This window comes from Enterococcus sp. DIV1298c (genome assembly GCF_017316315.1).
Classification (GTDB): Bacteria; Bacillota; Bacilli; order Lactobacillales; family Enterococcaceae; genus Enterococcus_B; species Enterococcus_B mangumiae.
Map to the genome: position 1 here is coordinate 1 of NZ_JAFLWG010000093.1, position 3453 is coordinate 3453.

The 3453-nt window shown below is 26.8% G+C and carries 3 protein-coding genes; 2 read left to right on the plus strand and 1 reads right to left on the minus strand.

Annotated features, from left to right (window positions below):
* Both JZO83_RS14235 and JZO83_RS14240 read left to right on the plus strand, forming a co-directional pair.
* On the plus strand, window positions 1–758 hold a 758-nt coding region (locus tag JZO83_RS14235; RefSeq protein WP_207116132.1), incomplete at its 5' end, for a glycosyltransferase family 4 protein.
* Window positions 759–1952, plus strand: coding sequence for an oligosaccharide flippase family protein (locus JZO83_RS14240; protein ID WP_207116133.1), 1194 nt, complete (start codon window positions 759–761; stop codon window positions 1950–1952).
* Window positions 1953–2047: 95 nt separating this feature from the next.
* On the opposite strand, the gene JZO83_RS14245 is transcribed toward JZO83_RS14240, so the two are convergent.
* Entirely contained in the window at window positions 2048–3289 is a 1242-nt protein-coding gene (locus tag JZO83_RS14245) for a hypothetical protein (RefSeq protein WP_207116134.1), read from the minus strand.
* Window positions 3290–3453: the final 164 nt, after the last annotated feature.

Consider the following 3453-nt stretch of genomic DNA (forward strand, 5'->3'; position numbering starts at 1 on the left):
ATATAAAATATTTTTTTAAATACTATAAACATTTAAAAAAATTGGGAAATGATATTTTGGCAAATTCATCCAGAGTTATTTTTTTATCAGAGTCTTATAAAGAAAAAATGATAGAAAATTATGTATATAAAAAAAATAAGCAGTCGATTTTAGAAAAATCTGTTGTTGTACCGAATGGGATTGATCCATATTTCTTAACCAACATTGAGGAGAAAACAGTTAAAGAAAGAGATAATAAGATAAAACTACTTACAGTGGGAAGAATAGAAAGAAATAAGAATCAGCTAATGGTTTGCAAAGCATTAGATGAATTGAAAAGTTCGGGGATAGAGCTCAGCTACCAGTTAGTTGGAGCAGTTTCAGATAAAAAATATATGGAAAAGATAAAAAAATATTCTTTTGTAGATTACCTAGGAACAAAAAATAAAGAAAACTTGATCAGTGTATACTCAAATGCAGATATATTTATTTTAGCCTCAAAATCGGAAACTTTTGGTCTTTCGTACGTTGAAGCTATTAGTCAAAATACTCCGGTGATTTACTCTAAAAATGAAGGATTTGATAAACAATTTGATGAAGGAGTAGTTGGCTACTCTGTAAATTCAAATTCTAAAGAGGAAATAAAACAAATAGTCACAAAAATGATAGTGGATTTAGATAATTTTCAACAAGTATCAGAATACAGTAAAGAATTTGACTGGGATAAAATTTCGAAGAAAATATCTAATATCTATAATGGAATTGAATGTGAGGCATAGATGAAAAAGAAAATAATTTTTGATTTTGCAATTAATATCATATCGAATTTGGTACTAATAGCTATTATTCAGCTGCTTATATTACCAATTCTTTCAAGAGATGTTACGCCAACAGTTTTTGGCGAAATAGTATCTATTTATGGATTTAGTAATGTCATTACAACTTTTTTAGGGAACACATTGAATAATATAAGATTAATTACTTCTGATAAAGAGAAACCAGATTTTTTTTCTTTATCAATAGTAACTAATATTGCAGCGTTTATACTTATCTTGGTTCTTAGTTTAATTTATGGTAGAAATCTCTCGATAATAAATATAATAATATTCTCAATAAGCACGATGTTAACTAACAATCGAATTTATAGCTCTGTATTCTATAGAAAGCAATTAAAATTTATCGGCTTGCTTTATATGAATTTATCTGTAGTTACAGGATATTTATTAGGGCTACTTTTAGTGAATCAACTCGAAGTAGGTTATTGGTCTTTGATTTTCTTATCAGGTGAAATAGCAGGGCATATTTATTTGTTCTTATCGAATAATCAAATAATGTATGAATTTAAAACAGCTGATTTAAAAAAGGTCGATCGTAAAATCACAAAAAAATTCATGAACCTTAGCTTTGCCAACTTAATTGCGAATATCTTGAATTACTTGGATCGTTTTATGATCCTACCTATTTTGGGAGCTGTTAGCATGAGTATTTTTTATGCAGCAAGTTCAATTTCGAAAATCATCGCAATGCTCGTTACTCCAATGACCAATGTTTTACTATCGTATATTGCAAAAGATGATTATAAAATAAAACGGAAAAAACTTTTAATGATTACTATGTATTTGTTTATTGCGTTTGTACCATTGTATTTTATTGTGAACTATGTATCTGTCTTTTTGATTAATATCTTATATCCGAATCTAGCAAATCAATCATTGCCATTAGTCCCGATAATAACAATTGGAATTTTGTTTAATGTGCTTGGAAATATTATCAATACTTTTTTACTTAAATTGTATAAACTGTTTTATCAAAATATCATACAAATAAGTTATGGTTTAATATATATCTTCCTAGCAGTAATTTTAAGTTTAAATTACGGAATAATAGGTTTTTCAGTTGCTTATGTTTTCGCTATGGTTCTCAAGCTATTATTACAAATCTCAATTATCGTATTTAGAGAACAAGAAGCGTAAATTTATTTAATCGTATTAAAAACAAGCTAAACTACGAGTAGAGTGTGGACCCATTCGTAGTTTAACTTGTTTTAATGTCTATTTTATTATTAAATTCAATGATCAACATTTAATTTATCATGATACTTTAATTGTTCATTATTAAAAATTAAATGTGTTACTTTATTATTAGCTTTGTTAATGAATAGTCCAACAAAGAACCAGAAATAAATCGAAATCCAAAGGCTGTAGCTAACCATCAATTGAGAGGTCCAAATAGCGAGAATTATGATAATCAAAGAATCGAATTCAAAAGAATATTTTTTGAATAGTGTAGACAATATCATGAATAAAAGTATTATTATTAAAATAGACCCAATTATTACTCCAAACTGATATGTTAATTCTAAAAGGATATTATGCGAATAGATTCCAAGTAAATTATAATCTGCATTAATACCTCTGATAACTAAAGGCTCTTTCTTTATAGCATCAATTACAGTAGAATATAATACATCTCGCCCAGCTGAATAGTCAATTTCATTCTGTAGCATAAGGGTTAATGTCCTACTTTGTATATTAGCAGAATGAAAAATTTTTTGAATATACAATAAAATATTGTTCAAATTTAAATAAGTTACAAGAATGACTAGGATTTGTATGAGTGATTGTAATAAATGCTTTTTCTGAAAAATATTTTTTGTTAGACGAAATAATAAAAAGGCAAGAATACATACCAAGGCTCCTCGTGAACCGTATGCGAAAATTACAAGGAAAATTGGTAAAGAAAAAAATAAAGAACTAATTTTTTTAGTAAAGAAAAAGTCATTAAGTAAGAAAATAAAATAGAAAATAGTAGAGTAAGAAAAACCCATGCTATATTCAGCAGTAAATTCAAGCACTCCAGACAAGGATAAAACGATTAATAAAGTTGCTACAAATAATGAAGATTTATAGAAATAAGAATATAGTTGTCTAAAATCATCAATAGCAGTGACAAATAAAAGAACAGGTAAGCAACTATATGAGAAGACAGTAACAGTTGTTAAAAATTGTTGTAAATTATCCTGAAAGAGAAAGTTGATAGCTACAGTTGCGATAAATCCATATAAGATATATAAAATTTTTGTATTGATGCGTTTAATAAAAGAAGGTAATGCCCATACATATGAAATAAACAATAAGATTTTAGGCATTTGTTGAACAATATCATGTTCGAAAATCGGAAATTTTAAAGCTGGAAGTAAATTTGTCAAAAAAACACATAGAAAACTAAATGATAAAGCGAATATGATTTTCTTCTGTACTAATTTAGTAGTTGTAATGTGATTTAAATCTAATACTGTTGTTGTATTCATTGTTGCCCCCCTAACCTATTATATTCTAGAGTAATTATGAAGATAAATCAATTGAAAGGATATAATATTTATTAATGTGATACAATAAAGTCAAATCGATTGATGATTTGTTTGTTCTATTGAAATATCAAACATATAGTTCTGATAATATTATTAAAATGCCA